The 20,199-nt window shown below is 71.2% G+C and carries 19 protein-coding genes; 14 read left to right on the top strand and 5 right to left on the bottom strand.

Features of this window, described 5'->3' with window-relative positions; all coding sequences use genetic code 11:
• Window positions 1-8: 8 nt before the first annotated feature.
• The gene (locus tag C1M51_RS02040; RefSeq protein WP_129447999.1) at window positions 9-818 is read right to left on the bottom strand and encodes a protein-L-isoaspartate(D-aspartate) O-methyltransferase; all 810 of its coding nucleotides are present in this window, start codon (window positions 816-818) and stop codon (window positions 9-11) included.
• The gene (gene surE, locus C1M51_RS02045; RefSeq protein ID WP_056322529.1) at window positions 815-1,579 is read right to left on the bottom strand and encodes a 5'/3'-nucleotidase SurE; all 765 of its coding nucleotides are present in this window, start codon (window positions 1,577-1,579) and stop codon (window positions 815-817) included. The genes C1M51_RS02040 and surE overlap by 4 nt, the downstream gene beginning before the upstream one ends.
• A gap of 104 nt (window positions 1,580-1,683) precedes the next feature.
• Between surE and C1M51_RS02050 the strand changes: the two genes are divergently transcribed.
• The 4 genes from C1M51_RS02050 to C1M51_RS02065 all read left to right on the top strand — a co-directional run bounded on the left by C1M51_RS02050 (window position 1,684) and on the right by C1M51_RS02065 (window position 6,895).
• Window positions 1,684-2,661, top strand: coding sequence for an NADPH:quinone oxidoreductase family protein (locus C1M51_RS02050; RefSeq protein WP_129448000.1), 978 nt, complete (start codon window positions 1,684-1,686; stop codon window positions 2,659-2,661).
• A 118-nt stretch (window positions 2,662-2,779) separates the two neighbouring features.
• A complete protein-coding gene (gene phnD / locus C1M51_RS02055) occupies window positions 2,780-3,769 on the top strand; it encodes a phosphate/phosphite/phosphonate ABC transporter substrate-binding protein (protein WP_165349628.1) in 990 nt (329 codons plus the stop codon).
• A gap of 46 nt (window positions 3,770-3,815) precedes the next feature.
• The gene (locus C1M51_RS02060) at window positions 3,816-4,553 is read left to right on the top strand and encodes a response regulator transcription factor (protein ID WP_129448002.1); all 738 of its coding nucleotides are present in this window, start codon (window positions 3,816-3,818) and stop codon (window positions 4,551-4,553) included.
• Between the two features lie 35 nt (window positions 4,554-4,588).
• Window positions 4,589-6,895, top strand: a complete 2,307-nt coding sequence (locus C1M51_RS02065; RefSeq protein ID WP_129448003.1) for an ATP-binding protein — start codon at window positions 4,589-4,591, stop codon at window positions 6,893-6,895.
• Between the two features lie 3 nt (window positions 6,896-6,898).
• On the opposite strand, the gene C1M51_RS02070 is transcribed toward C1M51_RS02065, so the two are convergent.
• A complete protein-coding gene (locus C1M51_RS02070; RefSeq protein ID WP_129448004.1) occupies window positions 6,899-8,206 on the bottom strand; it encodes a mechanosensitive ion channel family protein in 1,308 nt (435 codons plus the stop codon).
• A 43-nt stretch (window positions 8,207-8,249) separates the two neighbouring features.
• The gene (locus C1M51_RS02075) at window positions 8,250-9,191 is read right to left on the bottom strand and encodes a histone deacetylase family protein (RefSeq protein WP_129448005.1); all 942 of its coding nucleotides are present in this window, start codon (window positions 9,189-9,191) and stop codon (window positions 8,250-8,252) included.
• A gap of 55 nt (window positions 9,192-9,246) precedes the next feature.
• Here C1M51_RS02075 and C1M51_RS02080 point away from each other — a divergent pair, with 55 nt between their 5' ends.
• The 5 genes from C1M51_RS02080 to C1M51_RS02100 are packed head-to-tail and all read left to right on the top strand — an operon-like array spanning window position 9,247 to window position 15,522.
• The gene (locus C1M51_RS02080) at window positions 9,247-10,167 is read left to right on the top strand and encodes a MoxR family ATPase (protein WP_129448006.1); all 921 of its coding nucleotides are present in this window, start codon (window positions 9,247-9,249) and stop codon (window positions 10,165-10,167) included.
• A 16-nt stretch (window positions 10,168-10,183) separates the two neighbouring features.
• Window positions 10,184-11,194 carry a DUF58 domain-containing protein gene (locus tag C1M51_RS02085; protein ID WP_129448007.1) on the top strand — a complete coding sequence of 337 codons (1,011 nt, stop codon included), beginning with the start codon at window positions 10,184-10,186 and terminating at the stop codon, window positions 11,192-11,194.
• Entirely contained in the window at window positions 11,194-13,290 is a 2,097-nt protein-coding gene (locus tag C1M51_RS02090; protein ID WP_129452064.1) for a DUF3488 and DUF4129 domain-containing transglutaminase family protein, read from the top strand. The genes C1M51_RS02085 and C1M51_RS02090 overlap by 1 nt, the downstream gene beginning before the upstream one ends.
• Window positions 13,287-14,387 (top strand): lytic murein transglycosylase B, encoded by a 1,101-nt coding sequence (mltB, locus tag C1M51_RS02095; RefSeq protein ID WP_129448008.1) that lies wholly within the window; start codon window positions 13,287-13,289, stop codon window positions 14,385-14,387. The genes C1M51_RS02090 and mltB overlap by 4 nt, the downstream gene beginning before the upstream one ends.
• 46 nt (window positions 14,388-14,433) lie before the next feature.
• A complete protein-coding gene (locus tag C1M51_RS02100; RefSeq protein WP_129448009.1) occupies window positions 14,434-15,522 on the top strand; it encodes a mechanosensitive ion channel family protein in 1,089 nt (362 codons plus the stop codon).
• 39 nt (window positions 15,523-15,561) lie between these two features.
• Here the strand turns inward: C1M51_RS02100 and C1M51_RS02105 are convergent, their stop codons facing one another.
• Entirely contained in the window at window positions 15,562-16,587 is a 1,026-nt protein-coding gene (locus C1M51_RS02105) for a zinc-binding alcohol dehydrogenase family protein (protein ID WP_129448010.1), read from the bottom strand.
• Window positions 16,588-16,701: 114 nt separating this feature from the next.
• Here C1M51_RS02105 and C1M51_RS02110 point away from each other — a divergent pair, with 114 nt between their 5' ends.
• The 5 genes from C1M51_RS02110 (at window position 16,702) to C1M51_RS02130 (ending at window position 20,183) form a co-directional block, all read left to right on the top strand.
• Entirely contained in the window at window positions 16,702-17,631 is a 930-nt protein-coding gene (locus tag C1M51_RS02110; protein WP_129448011.1) for a LysR family transcriptional regulator, read from the top strand.
• A gap of 8 nt (window positions 17,632-17,639) precedes the next feature.
• Window positions 17,640-18,884 carry an NAD(P)/FAD-dependent oxidoreductase gene (locus C1M51_RS02115; protein WP_129448012.1) on the top strand — a complete coding sequence of 415 codons (1,245 nt, stop codon included), beginning with the start codon at window positions 17,640-17,642 and terminating at the stop codon, window positions 18,882-18,884.
• A 145-nt stretch (window positions 18,885-19,029) separates the two neighbouring features.
• Entirely contained in the window at window positions 19,030-19,242 is a 213-nt protein-coding gene (gene rpsU, locus C1M51_RS02120; protein ID WP_011828836.1) for a 30S ribosomal protein S21, read from the top strand.
• An 83-nt stretch (window positions 19,243-19,325) separates the two neighbouring features.
• A complete protein-coding gene (locus C1M51_RS02125; protein WP_129448013.1) occupies window positions 19,326-19,778 on the top strand; it encodes a GatB/YqeY domain-containing protein in 453 nt (150 codons plus the stop codon).
• A gap of 51 nt (window positions 19,779-19,829) precedes the next feature.
• Window positions 19,830-20,183, top strand: a complete 354-nt coding sequence (locus tag C1M51_RS02130; protein WP_011828834.1) for a TIGR01244 family sulfur transferase — start codon at window positions 19,830-19,832, stop codon at window positions 20,181-20,183.
• The last annotated feature ends 16 nt before the right edge of the window (window positions 20,184-20,199 follow it).

Below are 20,199 nucleotides of genomic sequence, written 5' to 3' on the forward strand. Positions count from 1 at the left end.
GCATTCGTTCAGTCGGTGCCGGATTTTAGGGGGACGAATCTGACAGCCTCGTGCAGCGAGCGCACCAGGTTGCCGTCGGCATGACGGTCGATCACCACCAGCACCTGCCCTCCACTGCGCGCGTCGAGCATCGGCGCGACGAGCCGTCCTCCCAGGCCAAGTTGGTCGATCCAGGGCTGCGGGATGTCTTCACCGCCCGCCGCCGCGATGATGCCGTCGTAGGGCGCGTTCGGTGCATGGCCGACACGGCCGTCACCATAGACCAGCCGCAGGTTCCCGAAGTTCAATGGCGCGAGGTTCTCCCGCGCCTTGTCGTACAGCGGTCGCAGCCGCTCGATCGACACCACCTGGCGCGCCAACTGCGCCAGCACGGCCGCTTGGTAGCCGCAGCCGCTGCCGATCTCGAGCAGCCTCGGCCGCGCGCCGGCCGGCTGCAGGGCGAGCATCAACTCGATCATTCGCGCCACCACCGAGGGCTTGGAGATCGTCTGCCCGAGTCCGATCGGCAGACTGGTGTCCTCGTAGGCCTGGTTGGCCAGCGCGGTATCGACAAAGCTGTGCCGCGGCACGGCCCGCATCGCCGCGAGCACGCGCGCGTCGCGTACGCCTTCGGCCTGAAGGCGCGCCAGCATGCGCTCGCGCACCAGGTGCGAATCGAGTCCCAGACCGGCCGGCGCAGTGCCGCGGCCGCGCTCCGTGGCCGCCTGGTGCAATGGCCGCTGGGGCCGCAGCAAGGGTGCGGCGTCTGGGCGACCTGCCGGCTTGACCTGGTCGAGCCGCAGCGGGAACTTCGGGGCCGGTCGCTGGCCGGCGCTCATCGCCCGCCCTCGCCCGCGCGTTCCAGCCACGAACCCCAGGCCGGCAGGCAGGCATGATCGGTCAGGTCCACCTGCAACGGCGTGACCGACACGTGGCCCTGAGCCACGGCATGGAAATCGGTGCCGGCACCGGCCTCGCGAGCGTCGCCGGCTGCACCGATCCAGTAGATCGGTTCGCCGCGGGGATTGCTCTGGCGGATCACCGGTTCGCTGGCGTGGCGGCGGCCGAGCCGGGTGGTGCGCAGGCCGCGCAAGTCCTCGTAGGGCCGGTCGGGAATGTTCACGTTGAGCAGCCAGGCACCGGGCACCGGCGGCAGCGCGATCACCTGCTCGATGAGACGGCGTGCCACGCGCGCGGCCGTGTCGAGGTGCGTCCACCCCTTCTCGCTCAGCGAGAAGGCGATCGACGGGATGCCGAACAGATAGCCTTCCATCGCCGCGGCCACCGTGCCGGAATAGAGCGTGTCGTCGCCCATGTTCGCGCCGTTGTTGATGCCCGAGACCACCAGGTCCGGACGCTGCGGCAGCAGCCCGGTCAGCGCCACGTGCACGCAGTCCGACGGCGTGCCGTTCAGGTAGCGGTAGCCATTGGCCGCGGTCCAGACCGACAGCGGACGCTGCAGCGTCAACGCGTTGGAGGTGCCGCTCGAGTTCTGCTCGGGCGCGACCACGTCGAGCTCGCCCAGTCCGCGACACGCTTCGACCAGCGCCGCCAGTCCGGGGGCAAGATAACCATCGTCGTTGGCAACAAGGATGCGCATCCGACTCATTGTAGGGAGCCCCCACGTCGCCTCGGCGACGGAGTTCCCGCGTACCTCTACCTATCATCGGGCGCCGCGGCCGACTGCGGCAGCAAGGAGACGACATGCACGCCTGGCTCTGCGACAACCCGATCGGCCCCGAGGCGCTGAAGTGGACCGAACTGCCGACCCCCGAGCCGCAGGCGGGCGAAGTGCGCGTGGCGGTGCGCTGCGCCAGCCTGAACTTCCCCGACCTGTTGATCGTGCAGAACAAGTACCAGCTGAAGCCCCCGCTGCCCTTCGTGCCCGGGGCAGAGTTCTCCGGCGTGATCGAGGCGGTCGGTCCCGGCGTGACGCAGTTGCAGGCCGGCATGGCCGTCGCCTCGTTCGGCGGCATCGGTGGGTTCGGCAGCCATGTATGCGTTGACGCCCGGCAGGTGATGCCGCTGCCGTCGGGCTTCGCGTTCGACGACGCCGCCGCCTTCCTGTGCACCTACGGCACCAGCCACCACGCGCTGGTCGACCGCGCACAGTTGAAGGCCGGCGAGACCGTGCTGGTGCTGGGTGCGGCGGGCGGCGTCGGCACCGCCGCGATCCAGATCGCCAAGGCGGTGGGCGCGCACGTGATCGCCGCCGCCTCGAGCGACGAGAAGTGCGCGCTGTGCCGCACCCTCGGGGCAGACGCGTCGATCAACTACACGAGCGCCGACCTGCGCGAGCAGATCAAGGCCGCCACCGAGGGCAAAGGGCCGGATGTGGTCTACGACCCCGTCGGCGGTGCGATGGCCGAGCCGGTGTTCCGCTCGATCGCCTGGCGCGGTCGCTACCTCGTGATCGGCTTTGCCGCCGGCGCCATCCCGGCGCTGCCGCTGAACCTGGCCCTGCTCAAGGGCGCCTCGCTGGTCGGTGTGTTCTGGGGCGAGTTCGCCAAGCGAGAACCGCAGCAGAACGCGCGAGCCCTGAACGAACTGGCGGGCTGGTACGCCCAGGGCCGCATCAAGCCGGTGATCGAGCACCGCTACGCGCTGCGCGACCTGCCACGCGCCTTCGAGCTGATGGCGTCACGGCAAGTGCGCGGCAAGATCGTGCTCAGCGTCGACTGAAGCGCTTCTTACCGCAGGGCCCTCGGCGCCGCGGCCCCCCGTCGGGGGGCCCTCTTGATGGGTCGGGTCCGCCCGGCCCCGGTGCTAAATTCGCGTGCCCATTCAACGCGAGCCCGCCGTGCGCCGTTTGCTGCTGAAGCTGCTCATGCTCGTCCTCGTCGGCCTGGCCGGCCGGGTGACTGCGGCCGACGCGCCATCGCTGGCCTTCGGCGTGATCACCACCACCACCGTCGCCGAGACCCGCACGGCGTGGGAACCCTTCTTCGCCGCCATGCGTCGCAGCACCGGACTCGACGTGCGCGGCGTCTACCACGCCACCTACGAAGAAGCGGTCGACGCGGTGGTGCGCAACCTGGTGCAGCTGGCCTGGGTCTCGAACAAGGCCGCGCTCGATTGCATCGAGCGCACCAACGTGGAAGTGTTCGCTCAGCTGGTCGATTCCGCGGGCTCGCTCGGCTATCGCTCGATCATCATCACGCGCCGCGACAGCGCACTGCTGTCGATCGACCCTCTGCTCAACCGCCCACGCACCTGGCGTTTCGCGATGGGCGAGCCCAGCTCGACCTCCGGCGCCGTGATGCTGGAGTACGCGCTGTTCGTGCCGCGCGGCATCAAGCCGGAGGAACACTTCCAGGCACTGCGCCGCGGCACCCATGCACAGACGCTCGCGGCCGTGCTCGCCGGCCAGGTCCACGCCGGCACGTACAACACCGAGGAGCTGCATCGCCTGCGAGAGCAGTCGCCCGCTCAGGCAATGCAGCTGCGGATCCTGTGGGAGTCGGCGATGATCCCGAAGGATCCACTGCTGTGGCGCCGCGACCTGCCATTGTCGGTGCGCAAGCGCATCGCAGACTACATCTTCGGTGTAGGTCGGACCGATGACGAGAAGCTGATGCTCAAGCGCATGTTCGACCTTGCCGGCTTCAAGCGTTCCAGCAACCAGCAGCTCAAGTTCGTGCTCGACGTCGACGACTTCAAGCAGCGTTCCGAAGCGCTGCTCGACGCCAGGATGAGCGAGTCCGCCAAGAACGAACGGCTCTCCGACCTGCGCGAGCGCTATGTGCGCCTGTCGCGCGCTGTCCAGGCCGACACGGACCCGCCGCGATGACGCCGCGCCGGGTCCACGACGTTCGTCCCCCTTTCTGGAGAATCCGATGGCCGTCAAGGTGCTGATCGTCGAAGACAACCCCGTCGCACGCCACTTCCTGGCGCGCGTCGTGCGTGAGAGCTTTTCCGACGTGACGGGGATGGCCGAGGCCGGGGACCTCGAATCCGCCCGCCGCCAGCTCGGCATCGGCGGCGCCCCGCCGCTGCCGCCGGGCAGCGAGCCGTTCAAGCTGGTGCTCGTCGACCTGGAGCTGCCCGACGGCAACGGCCTCGAGTTGCTCACCGAACTGGCCGGACACGGCGCGACGAAGATCGTCACCACGCTGTACTCGGACGACGACCATCTCTTCCCCGCGCTGCAGTGCGGCGCCGACGGCTACCTGCTGAAGGAAGACCGCTTCGAGGTGCTGGTCGAGGAACTGCAGAAGATCGTTCGTGGCCAACCGCCGCTGTCACCGGCGATCGCGCGGCGTCTGCTGTCGCACTTCCGGCTCGGCGATTCGGGCTCGATGGCCCTCGACAGCGCCCACGCGCCCGGCGACTTCCAGCCCGCCCGACCGGCCGCTCCCGCGGTCTACGCGGAGCCGGACCACGAGCGTCTCACACCGCGCGAGACCGAGGTGCTGACCTACCTCAGCAAGGGTTTCACGATCAAGGAGATCGCCGGCCTGATGGGCATCAAGTGGTTTACCGTCAACGACCACATCAAGGCCATCTACCGCAAGCTCAATGTCTCCAGCCGCGCCGAGGCCGCCGTGCTGGCCAGCAAGCAAGGTCTGGTGTGAGCCCGCGTTCGGTGTGCTGACAACGCGGCCTGTCGATGAACGCGCCGGCTGAGCGCCATCCCGCAAGGCCGTCGCGGCGCGACGCGCGCACTTCCGGCCCGCCCACGTCGCGGCTCGACGACAACGACTCCGGCATCGACACCACGGTCCTCGAGCAATGGCTGCCGTCGCGGCTGCGCAGCTCGCGCTGGCTCGGCTGGCGGCTGCGGGCCCTGGTCGTGCTGGCGCTGCTGGGGTGCCTGGCGCTGTTCCTGCTGACGCGCGAACTCGCGCAGCAACCGCGCCTGGACGCCAGCTGGCGCGGCAACGAGCACGGCCAGCTGCTGCTGGCGGCCAGCAACGAGCCGGCGCTGCAGCCCTTCGTCGGCCACGCGCTGCTTGGCATCATCGGCGGCGACAGCCAGGTCGCCGTGCTCGACGCGCTGGCCCTGCAGCGTTCGCCGCGCTGGCTGCCCGGCGATGCCGAGCGGGCCCGCCACCACGAACTGCACGACCAGCTCGAGCGGGCGCTGTCGCAGGGCCATGTGCGTTTCTACTTCGCCGAAGGCGGCACGGCCGAGCTGCAGCTCCAGCCTCGCGGCAGTTTCCGGCTGGGGCTGATGTACTGGCTGCTCGCCGGCCTGGCGCTGGTGCTCTACCTGATCGCGATGGTGGTGCTGCTGGTGCGACCGATGCTCGCCAACGCCCTGTTTGCGCTGATGGCGCTCAGCCAGTGCGGCAATCTGCTGTTCATCGCTGCGGCGGGGGTGTCGGAGCTGACGCTGCCTCGGGGCTACGCGGGATTGGAAGTGCATGCCCGCATGGCCTTCGATCTGGTCACCGCTGCGGCCATCGTCCACGCGGCCTCCTTGCACCCGAGGCGGCTGCCCGGTGGCCCGGCGATCGCGTTGCTGGTGTGGGGCCTGGTCGGCGGACTGCTGGCGCTCGACGTGCGGGCCGCATTGCCGCAGGCCTGGTGGTGGACGCAGGGCATCGGTGCCGCGCTCGGTCTCTCGGCCATCGGCCTGCTGAGCTGGTCCTACCGCATCGAGCCGCACCCCTACGCCCTGGTGCAACGCCGATTCGGCATCGTGACCGCCGGCACCTGGATCCTGCTGACGGCCGCGATCGCCGCCGTCGGCCAGACCCCGGGTGCGCAGCAGGGGATCGCCACCGTCGGTTCGATGATCTGGGTGGTGTTCCTCGCCTCGCTGATGCTGCTGGTGCCGTTTCTCGCCAAGTCGCAGCAGATGCTGCGCGAGTTCTCGCTGCTGGCCGGCGTCAGCACCGTCGCCACCTCGCTCGACCTGCTGTTCGTCACCGCCTTCTCCTTCGGTCAGTTCACGTCGATCACGCTGTCGGTGTTCCTGTCGATCGGTCTGTACGTCAGCGTGCGGCAATGGCTGCTGAACCACCTGCGCGGCACCGGCATGGTCACGATGGAACGCCTGTTCGAGCGCCTGTACCGCATGGCACGCGAGGTGGAGGCCCACCCGGAACGCGCGTCGACCTCGTTGCTGAGCCTGCTGCGCGAACTGTTCGAACCGCTGGAGGCCGCGGTTGCGCCGAAATCCACCCAGCACGCACGTGCCAGCGGTGACGGCTCGGCGCTGACCGTGCCGGTGCCCGACCTCAGCCGCATCAGCGGCCGCGCCGACGAGACGCTGGTGCTGCGCTACTCGCAGCGCGGCCGGCGCCTGTTCACGCGCGAGGACGCGCGTCTGGCGGACCGCATCGTCGAGCAGCTCAAGCGCGCGGTCGCCTTCGACCAGGCCGTCGAGCGGGGCCGCAGCGAGGAGCGCAGCCGCCTGGCGCAGGACCTGCACGACGACATCGGCGCGCGGCTTCTGACGCTGATGTACCAGGCCCAGAGCCCGGAGCAGGAGGACTACATCCGCCACACGCTGCAGGATCTGAAGACGCTGACGCGCGGCCTCGCGGTCAGCAGCCACCGCCTATCCCATGCCGCTGCCGAATGGAAGGCCGATGTGCAGCAACGGCTGCAGATCGCCAACGTCGTGCTGGACTGGCACACGCAGTTCGATCGCGACGCGGAGCTGACGGTGGTGCAGTGGTCGGCCCTGACGCGCGTGCTGCGCGAGCTGGTCAGCAACACCATTGCACACGCCCGGGCCACGCGGGTGGCGATCTCGCTGCAGCTGGCCGACGATCGGCTCGAGCTGCGCGTGCACGACGACGGCCACGGCCGCAATCCGCAGGCATGGGCGCATGGCCTGGGCCTCGGCGGCATCCGCAAGCGGGTCAAGCAGCTCGGCGGAGAGGTCGAGTGGCGCGAACTGCTGCCGGCCGGCATCGAGTGCCGGGTGCGTTTCCCGAACTGGTCGCAGAGCGCGTCGGCCTGACGATCAGGGCGGTTGCGAGGCCGCCGATGGCGGCTTGTGGGCAGGCGGCACACGCCGCAGCACGCGCTGCGGGAACGGGATCTCGATGCCCTCGGCGTCGAGCACCGCCAGGATGGCCAGATTCACTTCGGAGCGCAGGTTGGACTGGCCGTTCAGCGGGTCCGGCACCCAGTACCAGACCGTCAGCTCGAGCCCGTCCGCCGCGAAGTTGCTCAGGTGCACGACGGCGCGGTGCTTATCGTCCTTCATCACGCGCTCGATGCCACCCAGCGCATCGAGCAGCTTGGGGCGCAGACTCAGGATGTCGGTCCCGTAGGCCACCTGCACCACGGTCGACAGCTGCAGGCTCGGGTCGGTCTGCGAGGCATTCTCGACGCGCTGCGTGATCAGCAGCTCGTTCGGCACGATGGACTCGCGGCCGTTGGCGGCGCGGATGATCGTCGCGCGCGTGTTGATGTCGGTGATGCGGCCCTCGAAGTTGTCGACCTTGACCAGGTCACCGATCCGCAGCGAGCGCTCGGCCAGCACCACGAAGCCGCTGACATAGTTGGACGCGAGCTTCTGCAGGCCGAAGCCCAGGCCGACACCGATCGCCCCCCCGAAGACGCTGAGCGCGGTGAGGTCGATGCCGGCCGCCGACAGGGCCATCAGCAGGCCGACGAACAGCAGCAACGCGCGGGTGGCGTTCGCCGCGATCTTGCGCAGAGAGAGGTCGGTCAATCGCCCCTTCAGCAGCCGCGCCTCGATCGCCGCGCTGAGCCACAGCGCGAGCATCAGCACGATCACCGCGTTGAACGCGCCTTCGAGCAGCGCCCGCAGCGAGATGCGATCGCTGCCGACCTTCCAGCTGATGCCTTCCAGCTCTTCCATCAGCATCGGCAGCACGCCGGTGAACCAAAGGATCATGCCGATCCACACCGCCCACGACAGCCAGCGCTCGACGATGCGCACGAAGGCCGACGCCGGGAACGCCGCTCGCAGCACCCGCACGAACACGCGGATCAGCGCCAGCGACAGCAGCAACGCGACCGCGATGCGCAGTACCGCCGGCGGCAGGTGCAGCACCGCCAGCAGCAGGTGCTGGGCGGCCAGCACGAGCCCCAGCGAGAGCAGCGGAAACAGCGCACCGTCGACCAGTCGGCGACCGAACAGCACCGAATGGGGATCCTCGCGCCGACCGCGCAGCGTGCGAGCCAGCGCCCACGCCAGCAGCAGGCAGCCGCCGAGCACGGCGAGCTCCAGTGCGGCATTGGTGGTGAGCAGCGCGCTGCCCAGCGCACTCAGCTCGTCGGGGGTCATCGGTCGGGCCATCGGGTCCTTCGGGTTCGGTGCGGAATGCGGCGTGCGAGCGCCGTCAATCGGTCAGGCCGGCCAGCACCCGCACGTGGCTGGCCACGCTGCGCGCCAGCGCACTCAGGGCGTAGCCCCCCTCCAGACACGAGACGATGCGACCGTCGGCATGGCGTTCGGCCACACCCTTGAGGCGCCGCGTGATCCAGGCGTAGTCGCTCTCCACCAACCCGAGTTGACCGAGATCGTCCTCGCGGTGAGCGTCGAAACCCGCCGAAATGAACAGCATCTGTGGCCGGAAGCCCTCGAGCCGCGGCAACCAGTGCCGGTCGATCAGTTCGCGGATCTCGGATCCCTTGGTATAGGCCGGCACCGGCAGGTTCACCATGTTGTCGCCCAGCGGCTGGGCCCCGGAGTTCGGGTACAGCGGGTGCTGGAAGAAGCTGCACATCAGCACGCGGTCGTCGTTGGCGATGATGTCCTCGGTGCCGTTGCCGTGGTGGACATCGAAATCGATGATCGCCACACGCTCCAGCCCGCGCCGGTCGAGCGCATGGCGTGCCGCGACGGCCACGTTGTTGAAGAAGCAGAAACCCATGGCCTGGCGCCGCGTGGCGTGGTGGCCCGGCGGGCGCACCGCGCAGAAGGCGTTCTCGATCTCGCCGTCGAGCACCGCATCGGTCGCCGCCACCGCGGCCCCGGCCGCATGCAGCGCCGCGGCCCAGGTGCCGGGGCCGGCGACGGTATCGGGGTCCAGCGCGCGGCGCTGGCCAGTGGCCTCGACCTGCTCCATGAAGCCGCGCAGGTTGGCGACGTACAGCGACTCGTGGGCCAGTGCCAAGTCGCGCTCGTCGACCGGCGGCGCCTCGCGCTGCTCGAGCGCGATGTCCAGGCCGGTGGCGATCAGGTGGTCGGCAATGGCGTCGAGCCGCTGAGGGCACTCGGGGTGGCCATCGCCCATGTCATGGGTGCGGCAGGCGGGGTGGGAGTAGTAGGCGGTGGCCATCCGTCTTGGCGGTGCGAGGTCTCGGGAACGGCGGCTTTCGGCTAAGGTGTGCGCCATGACCCTGCACACCCGGCTTCACCAGCTCGTCGATCAGATCGCCACGATTATCGTCGGCAAGCGCCCCCAGATCGAAGACAGCCTCGCCTGCCTGCTGGCCGGCGGTCATCTGCTCATCGAAGACGTGCCCGGCGTCGGCAAGACCACCCTCGCCCACGCGTTGGCCGTCTCGCTCGGCCTGCGCTTCTCGCGCGTGCAGTTCACCGCCGATCTGATGCCCTCCGACCTGGTGGGAGTCAGCGTCTACGAGCGCGGCAAGGAGAGCTTCGTGTTCCACCCCGGGCCGGTGTTCGCCCAGGTGCTGCTGGCCGACGAGATCAACCGCGCCGGCCCCAAGACCCAGAGTGCTCTGCTCGAGGCGATGGAGGAGCACCAGGTCAGCGTCGAGGGTGAGACCCGGGCGCTGCCCGCGCCCTTCTTCGTGATCGCCACGCAGAACCCGAGCGACCAGCTCGGCACCTACCCGCTGCCGGAAAGCCAGCTCGACCGCTTCCTGATGTGCATCACGCTCGGCTACCCCGACCGCGCCAGCGAACGCGCGCTGCTGTCGGGCCGCGACCGCCGCGAGGCGATCCACGAGCTGCAGGCGGTGATGAACCCCGCCGACCTGCAGGCCGCGCAGCAGGCGGTGCTGGCCGTGCACGCCAGCGAACCGCTGCTCGACTACCTGCAGGCGCTGATCGCCGCCACGCGCGACGGCCGCTGGTTCGTCGAGGGCCTGTCGCCGCGCGCCGGCATCTCGCTGCTGCGCGCCGCCAAGGCCCACGCGCTGCTCGATGCGCGCGACTACGTGGCGCCCGACGACCTGCAGGCCGTGCTGCCGCAGACCGTGGCGCACCGCCTGCTGCCGGTCGCCGGGGCTGGCCGGGGCCGGCGCGAACAGGTGCGCGCGATGATCGACGCGATCGCGCTGCCCTGAAGGCCGCGGAGCCGACGTGAGCGCGGTGCTCGACGACCCGACGGCGCGCAGCGGCCCGCTCTCGCCGCTGCGCTCGCGCTGGCGCGCCTGGTGGAGCGCCCGCCATCCGCGCAGCGACACGCTGCAGCTCACGCAGCGCAACGTCTACATCCTGCCCACGCGTGCCGGCTGGGTGTTCGCGTTGACGCTGGGCGTGCTGCTGGTCGCGTCGATCAACTACCAGTTGAGCCTCGGCTACCTGCTGACCTTCCTGCTCGCCGGCAGCGGCCTGGTGTCGATGCACGTCACGCATGCCACGCTGCGCGGCCTGAGCCTGCACCTGCGCCCGCCCCCGCCGGTGTTCGCGGGTGACGCGGCGGTGGTCGAGTGCGTGCTGGCGTCCACCGCCCCGCGCACCCGGCACGGCATCGGCCTGCGGCTGGCCGGGCCGGAACGACCACGGCACTGGAGCTGGACCGACGTGCCGGCCGGAGCCCAGGCGGCCGCGCAGCTGAGCTTCGTCGCGCCGCGTCGCGGCCGGCTGCCGCTGCCCGACGTGGTGCTGGAAACGCGTTTCCCGCTGGGGCTGTTCCGCGCCTGGAGCATCTGGCGCCCGCTGTCGACCGTGCTGGCCTACCCACAGCCGGAGCGGCCCACGCCCCCGCTGCCCCCGGCCCGGGCCGCCGGTGGCGAGGCAACCACGGTGCGCAGCAGCGAGGGCGGCGAGCTCGAAGGCATCCGCGCCTACCGGCGCGGCGATCCGCTGAAGCGGGTGGTCTGGAAGAAGGCCGCGCGTGCGCTCGACACCGGCGGCGAACTGGTCAGCCGCGACACCCGCAGCGCCGCGCGTCAGGAACTCTGGCTGGACTGGGCGGCGACCGGGGGGCTGCCGCTCGAGGCCCGGCTGTCTCGATTGACGGCCTGGGTGCTGGCCGTCGAGCAGGGCGGCGCGGCGTGGGGGCTGCGCCTGCCGGGCCGTGAATGGCCCCCGGCGACAGGCGAGGCGCATCGGCGCGCAGCGCTGGAGGCCCTGGCGCTGTGGGCCTGATGCGCCGGCCCGCAGCGATCACCTGGCCCGGGTGGCGGCATCTGCCGCGCGAGGCGCGCGACACGCTGTTCCTGCTGGCGGTGATCGCCTGGACGGTGCTGCCGCACGTCGGCCAGTTGCCGGTGTGGTGCACCGCGCTGACGGCCGCCGTGCTGTTGTGGCGCGGCGCGCTGGCGGTGCGCGGCGCGGCGCTGCCGAACCGGTGGGTGCTCGCCGGGGTACTGCTGCTGGCGCTGGCGCTGACCTTCATGACGCACCGCACGCTGCTCGGCAAGGAGTCGGGCATCACGCTGCTGGTGGTGCTGGTGGCGCTGAAGACGCTGGAGCTGCGCGCGCGGCGCGATGCCTTCGCGGTGTTCTTCCTCGGCTTCTTCCTGGTGCTGACGCACTTCCTGAGCTCGCAGTCGATGGCCATCGCCGCGGCCATGCTGGTGTCGGTGTGGGGCCTGATGACCGCGCTGGTGCTCGCGCACATGCCGGTCGGCCAGCCCGGCCTGGACCGGGCCGGTGCGCTGGCCGGCCGCTTCGCGCTGCTGGGCGCGCCGGTGATGCTGCTGCTGTTCCTGCTGTTCCCGCGCATCGGGCCGCTGTGGGGCGTGCCGAACGACGCCGGCGCGAAGACCGGCCTGTCCGGCGAGATGCGCGTGGGCATGATCGCCGAGCTGGCCGCCGACGACAGCATCGCGCTGCGCGTGCGCGTGCTCTCGGGCACGCCGCCGCCGCCGGAACAGCTGTACTTTCGCGGGCCGGTGCTGACCGGCTTCGACGGCACGACGTGGCGCGTCGGTTCGCCGCGCTTCGCGTCGGGCGCGGCGCTGGCGCGCAATCTGCGGCCGATCGGCGAGCCGGTGGAACTCGAGGTCACGGTGGAACCATCGCGGTTGTCCACCATCCCGGCACTGGAAGCCACGCCGGCCCTGCCGCCGTTGGAGAACCTGCGCACGCAGTTGCTCGACGACCTGCACTGGATCACGAACCGACCGCTGGCCGAGCGCATCCGCTACACCGCCCCTTCGTGGCCCCGCTTCGCCCACGGCCCGACCGAGCCCACGCTCGGCCTCCAGGATGCGCTGGACCTGCCACCTGGCTTCAACCCCCGCACGCTCGAATGGGCTGCGGCGCTGCGGCGCGACCCGCGCTATGCCCAGGCCGACGGCAACACCCTCGCCGCCGCACTGATGCAGCACATCCGCCGCGAGAACTACAGTTACACGCTGGCCCCCGGCCTCTACGACGAAGCGCAGCGCGGCACAGCGATCGACGAGTTCTGGCTCGATGGCAAGGCCGGCTTCTGCGAGCACTTCGCGACCGCCTTCGTGGTGATCCTGCGGGCACTCGACGTGCCCGCGCGCGTGGTGACCGGCTACCAGGGCGCCGAGCGCAACCCGATCGACGGCACGCTGGTCGTGCGCAACAGCTTCGCGCACGCCTGGGCCGAGTACTGGCAGCCTGGCCAGGGCTGGGTGCGCGCCGACCCGACGGCGGCCGTGGCGCCCGAGCGCATCGACCGCAGCCGCCCGCTGGCACCGGCCCCCGGCTTCGTGGCCACGGCCTTCGGCGGCGTGGCACCCGACGCGTTGCTGCAGTTGCGTGCGCTGTGGGAGTCGGCCAACAACGCCTGGAACCAGTGGGTGCTGAACTATTCGCGCGGTACGCAGTTCGACCTGCTCAAGCGTCTGGGCTATGCCTCGCCGAGCTGGGAGGACCTGGCCCTGCTGCTGATCGTCGTGGCCAGCGGCCTGAGCCTGGCGGTCGCCGGCTGGGCCTGGTGGGGCTACCACCGCACCGACCCCTGGCTGCGCGCCTATGCGCGCGTGCGGCAGGCCACTGCGAAGCGGGGCATCCCGGCACACGACGGCATGCCGCCGCGCACCCTGGCCGCGGCCCTTCGGGCACGTCATGGCAGTGCGGCAGAACCCGCTGCGCGGGCGCTGGACGCGCTCGACCGCCTGCGCTACGCCCGTGCCGACGCACCGGCCTCCAGGCGCCGGCAGGCCGTGCAGGCGCGCCGGCTCGCCGCCACCGCCGTGGCCGCCCTGCGCCCGCTGAAGCCTCACACTTCCCCGTCCAAGATGCCGGTCGCCGCTTCCCGATGATGACGAAACCCCGCCCCCTCTTTCCTGCGCTTGCCGCCACCCTGGTCGCGCTCGGCACGCTCTGCCCGACCCCCGATGCCGAGGCCGCCCGGGCCCGCAAGAAGCCGGTCGCCCTGCAGGACGACAACGCGCCCGAGGCCGTGACCTACGGCCGCCGCGAGGACGTGGTGGCGCTCGCCGCCGGCATTGCCGAACGGCGCGGGCTCGACCGCGCCTGGGTCGAGGAGACGCTGGCGCAGGCGCGCTTCATCCCGGGCGTGGTGCGGTTGATCCAGCCGCCGCCGGCCGGCACGGCCAAGAACTGGGCGGCCTACCGCGCGCGCTTCGTCGAACCGGTACGCGTCCGCGCCGGCGTGGCTTTCTGGCGCGACAACGAGCGCTGGCTGCGCGAGGCCGAGGCACGCTACGGCGTGCCGGCGGCCATCGTCGTCGGCATCGTCGGCGTGGAGACCATCTACGCCCAGCACATGGGCAACTTCCGCGTGCTCGACGCGCTGGCCACGCTGAGCTTCGACTTCCCGCGCGACGCGCGGCGCGACCGCAGCCCCTTCTTCCGCGACGAGCTCGAGAGCTTCCTGCTGCTGTGCCGCCAGCAGGGCAGCGACCCGCTGGCGCTCAAGGGCAGCTATGCCGGCGCGATCGGCATGCCGCAGTTCATGCCGAGCTCGTGGCTGAAGTACGCGGTCGACTTCGACGGCGACGGCCGCATCGACCTGCACGCCAGCGCCGCCGACGTGATCGGCTCGGTGGCGAACTACCTGGCCGAGTTCGGCTGGCAACGCGGCCAGCCGACGCACTACGCGGTGGGCGCGCCGGTCGACGTGGCCGAGCGCGCCACGTTGCTGGCGCCCGACATCCTGCCCAGCTTCAGCGCGGCGCAGTTCGCCGAGCACGGCGCGGCACTGGAGGCCGCAGGGCGTCAGCACGACGGGCCTCTGGCGCTGGTGGAACTGCAGAACGGCAACGCGGCCCCGAGCTACGTGGCCGGCACGCAGAACTTCTATGCGATCACGCGCTACAACTGGTCGAGCTACTACGCGCTGGCGGTGATCGAGCTGGGCCAGGCGGTCGCCACGGTGGTCGAGGCGACGCGCTGAGGCGGCAATCGATGGAACCCCCGCGCCAGTCGGTGCTCAAGCAGGGATGAACTTTCCGAACTGGCTCCCCCCGTCGATCGCCGACTGGCTGCCCGCGTTGGGCATCGCGGCGGCGGCCATGCTGGCGGCCGAACTGCTGTTCCACGTCGGCGAGCGCGTGGTGCGGCGCGCCACCCGCAGCACACCGCTGGCTTCGGCGGTGGCGCAGGCGGTGCGCAGCCCGGCGCGCTGGGCGCTGCCGCTGCTGGCGCTGAACCTGGTGTGGCACGAGGCGGCGCCCGACGCACTGGCCGGCCTGGCCTCGGTGCAGCGGCTGACCGGCCTGCTGCTGATCGCCGCATTCACCTGGCTGCTGGTGCGCGCCGTCAACGGCCTCGCCAAGGCGGTGATCGCGGCCCATCCTGTGACGGTGGCCGACAACCTGGAGGCGCGCCGCATCCACACCCAGACCCGCGTGCTGTCGCGCACCGTGGCCGGCCTCGCCGTGCTGATCGGCGCGTCGCTGATGCTGATGACGTTTCCGGCGGTGCGCCAGATCGGCACCAGCCTGCTGGCCTCGGCCGGCGTGGTGGGCATCGTCGCCGGCTTCGCGGCGCGGCCGGTGCTGGGCAACCTGATCGCCGGGCTGCAGATCGGCCTGAGCCAGCCGATCCGCATCGACGACGTGGTGATCGTCGAGGGCGAATGGGGCGTGATCGAGGAGATCACCGGCACCTACGTCGTCGTGCGCATCTGGGACCAGCGGCGCCTGGTGGTGCCGCTGCAGTACTGGATCGAGAAGCCGTTCCAGAACTGGACCCGCAAGACCTCGGAGCTGATCGGCACCGTGTTCCTGTGGGTCGACTACCGCATGCCGCTCGCCCCGCTGCGCGCGGCGCTGCAGCGCGCCTGCGAATCCACCGAACACTGGGACGGCCGCTTCGCGCTGCTGCAGGTCACCGAGGCCGGCGAGCACGCGATGCAGCTGCGCTGCCTGGTGACCTCGGCCTCGGCACCGGCCGGCTGGGACCTGCGCTGCCATGTGCGCGAGTACCTGGTCGACTTCATCCAGCGCGAGTACCCGCAGTACCTGCCGCGCCTTCGCGCGGAGGCGCGGATGACCGGCGATGACGTTCCGCCAGCGGCGGTCGGCTGAAGCCGACGGCAGCCTGTTCGCTCACCGGACCCTCGGACCTCAGAACCCTTCGAGCACGATCTTCCCCCGTGCCCGGCCGCTTTCGATCAGCGCGTGCGCGCGCGTCAGGTTGGCCGCCGTGATGCGACCGTAGTGCTCGCCCAGCGTGCTGCGCACCACGCCGTCGTCGACCAGCGCCGCCAGGTCGTTCAGCAGGTGGTGCTGCGCCACCATGTCGGGCGTCCCGAACAGCGCGCGGGTGAACATCAGCTCCCAGTGCAATGACGCGCTCTTGCGCTTGAGCAGGCGCACGTCGATCGGCTCGGGGTCGTCGATCAGCGCGATGCGCCCCTGCGGCGCCAGCGCCTCGACGAGCTGCACGAAATGGCGGTCGGTGTGGGTCAGGCTCGCCACGTGCGTGACCTGCGGCCGGCCGATGCGCTGCAGCTCCTCGCCCAAGGGACGGCTGTGGTCGACCACGTGATGGGCGCCGAGTTCGCGCACCCAGGCCTGGGTCTCGGGCCGCGACGCGGTACCGATCACCGCGAGGCCGGTCAGGCGGCGCGCCAGCTGCACCAGGATCGAACCCACGCCGCCGGCCGCGCCCAGCACCAGCAGCGACTCGCCGGCCGCGCTGTCGCGGCCACGCTTGCCGGGCGGCACCTGAAGGCGGTCGAACAGCAGTTCCCAGGCGGTGATGCCGGTGAGCGGCAACGCGGCGGCCTGCGCGTCCGACAGGGACTCGGGCGCGCGACCGACGAGGCGCTCGTCGACCAGGTGCAGCTCGGCATTGCTGCCGTCGCGCGCGATCGAGCCCGCATACCAGACCCGGTCACCTGTCCGGAAGCGCGTGACGGCGCTGCCGACCGCCTCGACCATGCCGACCGCGTCCCAGCCCAGCACGCGCGGGCTGCCGTCGGCATGGGCGCCGTTGCGGCGCACCTTGGTGTCGACCGGATTGACGGACACCGCGCGCACGGCGACGCGCAGGTCGTGCGGCAGCGGCTCGGGCACAGGCAGGTCGATATCGACCAGCGCCCCGGCGGCGTCGATCGGCAGGCTGCGGGTAAAGGCGACGGCTTTCATGTGGAGCTCCTTGCGGGGAAACGGGATGCCGGATTGTCGAAAGGCCGAGCCAGCGAATCAACGCCTATAGATCGACAATACTTTCAATCCTGTTTTGAAGATACTGACCCTCCCATGCATCTCGACGACCTGCGCCTCTTCATCCAGGTGGCCCGCGGCGGCTCGTTCAGCGCGGCCGCGCGGCAGCTGGCACTGACGCCGGCGGCGGTGAGTGCGACCATCAAGCGCATCGAGGCCTCGCTGCAGCGGCGGCTGATTGAGCGCAGCACCCGCGCGCTGCGACTCACCCCCGAAGGCGAGCGTTTCCTCGACACCTGCGAAGCCCTGACGGCCCGGTGGACCGAGGGCACGGCGGCGCTGCGCTCCGACCCCGGCGCGGTGGACGGCGAGGTGCAGCTCGCCGCGCCCGCCGACACCACCTACCAGCTGCTGTCGCCCTGGCTCGCCCCCTGGCTGGCGGGCCACCCCGGCCTGCGCCTGAGCCTGCACGTCAGCGACCGCCTGCACGACGTGCGGCGCGAATCGGTCGACATCGCGGTGCGCTACGGCGCCCTGCCCGACTCCGGCCTGGTGGCGCGCCCGCTGTGCAGCGGCCCGCGCATCGCGGTCGCGTCGCCGGCCTACCTGCGCCGCCGCGGCATGCCCCGGACACCTGCCGACCTGGCCGGCCACGACTGCCTGCTCTGGATGCTGGGAGGCCGCGCGAACCGCGACTGGCGCCTCTGGCGCGGCCGGCACCCACGCGGCGAGGGCGAGCTGGTGCGCGTGGGCGGCACGCTGTGCGGCGACGGTTCGCTGGCCCGTCAATGGGCCCTGCAGGGCCGCGGCATCGCGTCGAAGGCTTTGTGCGACGTGCTCGCCGACCTCGAGGCCGGCCGGCTGGTGCAGGTGCTGCCCGGCCACCGCGGCGACGAGGTGCCGGTGCACGCGCTGTTGCCGAGCCGCGAGTACCTGCCGGTGCGGGTGCGCGTGGTGCTGGAGCAGCTGGTCGAGCGCTTCGCCGACCTGCAGCGGCGCATGGACGCGTGGCGCGCCCCCCGATAATCGTGTCGATGCAGGCCGCTTCCTCCTTCGACGTCGTGGTGATCGGCGCGGGAGCAGCCGGCCTCTTCTGTGCCGGCGTCGCCGGCCAGCGCGGCCTGCGCGTGCTGCTGATCGACCACGCGGAGAAGCTGGCCGAGAAGATCCGCATCTCCGGCGGCGGGCGCTGCAACTTCACCAACCGCGAGACCGGGCCGGCGAACTTCCTGTCCGGCAACCCGGCGTTCTGCCGCTCGGCGCTGGCGCGCTACACGCCGCGCGACTTCGTCGCGCTGGTGCAGCGCCACCGCATCCCCTGGCACGAGAAGCACAAGGGTCAGCTGTTCTGCGACGAGACCAGCGAGGACCTGATCGCCATGCTGCTTCGCGAGTGCGAATCCGGCGGCGTGACGCGCTGGCAGCCCTGCCGCGTCGCCGCCGTGCGGCAGGCCGCCGACCGCGGCTTCGAGCTCGACACCGACCGCGGCGCGGTGCGCGCGGCGCGCGTGGTGGTCGCCACCGGCGGACTGTCGATCCCGAAGATCGGCGCCAGCGACTTCGGCTACCGGCTGGCGCGGCAGTTCGGCCACCGTGTGGTCGAGCCGCGGCCGGCGCTGGTGCCGCTCACCTTCGACGCCCAGGCCTGGGCGCCGTTCGCGGCGCTGGCCGGGCTGTCGCTCGAGGTGTCGGTGAGCACCGGCCGCGGCGCCGCCGCCGGCCGCTTCCTCGAAGACCTGCTGTTCACGCACCGCGGTCTCAGCGGCCCGGCGGTGCTGCAGATCTCCAGCTACTGGCAGCCCGGCACGCCGATCGCGCTGGACCTGGCGCCGGGCCAGGACCTGGCCGCCGCGCTGCGCGAGGCCAAGTCCGTGTCGAAGCGCCAGCTCGGCAACGAGCTGGCGAGCCGCCTGCCGGCCCGCCTGGCGGAGGCCTGGTGCGCGCCGCTCGGTGGCCTGGCCGCGCGGCCGCTGCCCGAGGTCAAGGACAAGGACCTGGGCGCCCTCGCCGCCTCGCTGCAGCGCTGGACGCTGACGCCGGCCGGCACCGAAGGCTTCCGCAAGGCCGAGGTCACCGCCGGCGGCGTGGACACGCGCGAACTCAGCTCGCAGACGATGGAAAGCCGGCGCGTGCCCGGCCTGCATTTCATCGGTGAGGTGGTCGACGTGACCGGCTGGCTCGGCGGCTACAACTTCCAGTGGGCCTGGGCCAGCGGGCACGCCTGCGCCGAGGCCCTGGCCGCCGCCGGTCGCGCGGAGACACCGGTTCCGCTCCCCTGACGCCCGGCTCGGGCTGCATTGCGCCGGTCTTCGCCGCCGGTCTATAATCTTCGTCTTTGCTGGCAAACCGCGCGCCGAACCCGGCCCGAGTCATCCGGAAAGATTCCCCGGAACCCGGTGCGCAAATTCAAGGATCCACCGTTTCATGACCACCGTTCGCGTCAAAGAAAACGAGCCCTTCGATGTGGCTCTGCGTCGTTTCAAGCGCACGATCGAGAAGATCGGCCTGCTGACGGACCTGCGGGCCCGCGAGTTCTACGAGAAGCCCACCGCCGAGCGCAAGCGCAAGAAGGCGGCCGCCGTGAAGCGCCACTTCAAGCGCGTGCGCAGCATGCAGCTGCCCAAGAAGCTGTACTGACCGCCCCTCAGTCGGCACCACATCAAGCCCGCGCGGGGACGCCCAAGCGGGCTTGATCGTTTCTGGAGACCGGAGAGAGCCCCATGACCAGCCCGATCAAAGACCGCATCACCGAAGACATGAAGAGCGCGATGCGCGCCAAGGACGCAGCGCGCCTTGGCACCATCCGCCTGCTGCTGGCCGCGCTGAAGCAGAAGGAGGTCGACGAGCGCGTGGTGCTCGACGACACCATGGTGATCGCGATCGTCGACAAGCTGATCAAGCAGCGCAAGGACTCGATCAGCCAGTTCAGCGCCGCCGGCCGCACCGACCTCGCCGACAAGGAGACCGCCGAACTGGCCGTGCTGGAGGCCTACCTGCCGGCGCGCCTGAGCGCCGAGCAGGTGGCCGCCGAGGTGGCCGCGATCGTCGCCGAGCTCGGCGCCGCGGGCCCGGGCGACATGGGCAAGGTGATGGGCGCCGTCAAGACCCGGCTGGCCGGCAAGGCCGACATGGGCCTGGTGTCGGCCGCGGTGAAGCAGGCGCTGTCGAAGTAAGCTCGCGCTGGCACGCTACCCGTACGCCATCTGCACGACGAGGACCTCCCGATGGATCTGCCCGCCACCCGCCTGAATGCCGAGATCGCCACGGCCCCCCAGCTGACCCCCGACGCGATGGCCGCCGCGGCCGCGGCCGGCTTCCGCAGCGTGGTCAACAACCGCCCCGACTTCGAAGGCGGGCCGGACCAGCCGACCAGCGCCGCGATCGAGGCCGCTGCACGGGCCGCCGGCCTGGAGTACGCCCACCTGCCGGTGGCCGGCGGTTTCCAGACGCCCGAACAGGCGCAGGCGATGGCCGCACTGATGGAGCGCCTGCCCAAGCCGGTGCTGGCGTTCTGCCGCAGCGGCGCCCGCAGCGGCCGGCTCTACGCGCTGTCGCTCGAACACCGCCAAACGCACTGAGCCCCCGCCCGGGCCG

The organism is Methylibium sp. Pch-M (genome assembly GCF_004136295.1).
In the GTDB taxonomy this organism is placed as follows: Bacteria; Pseudomonadota; Gammaproteobacteria; order Burkholderiales; family Burkholderiaceae_C; genus Methylibium; species Methylibium petroleiphilum.